This is a genomic window from Streptomyces sp. NPDC127092 (assembly GCF_042722475.1).
In the GTDB taxonomy this organism is placed as follows: Bacteria; Actinomycetota; Actinomycetes; order Streptomycetales; family Streptomycetaceae; genus Streptomyces.
Genome location: NZ_JBHXFE010000437.1, coordinates 610 through 1,009, shown reverse-complemented (window position 1 = coordinate 1,009; position 400 = coordinate 610). Strand labels below are relative to the sequence as shown.

Here is a 400-nt window from a genome sequence, read left to right as displayed (position 1 = left end):
GCATTGGATCTTCAGACCCTCGCTCTTGGAGACCTCCTCCCCCAGGGTCAGCACCCGGTCAAGGTCGCCCCCGATGCCGACGTGGAGGCGGTCCAGAATGCCGCTGCGCGCTCGGGACATCTGCGTATCCTGGTCCAGCCGGACCACACCCCGGAGAGCGTTCCGGGCGTCGTTCACGTGCGGGACACCCTCACGATGGAGTCTTCTGCGCCAATCCAGCCGCTTACCCAGCAGGCTCTGACGCTGCCCTCCACCACACCGTTGCACGAAGCACTTGCCTCCATGCGCCGCAACAGCCGCCAGCTGGCCGCAGTGACCCAGGACAACCGGTTCACTGGGGTCGTCACCCTCACCGACGTCTTGCGCGGAGTGTTGCCCCGCGCGGCTTGAGTCCACACCT

At 66.5% G+C, this 400-nt stretch carries 1 protein-coding gene; it reads left to right on the top strand.

The features are described from left to right. The coding region (locus tag ACFWJO_RS41100) for a CBS domain-containing protein (RefSeq protein WP_386873536.1) at positions 1-390 on the top strand (390 nt) is incomplete at its 5' end. Between the last annotated feature and the right edge of the window lie 10 nt (positions 391-400).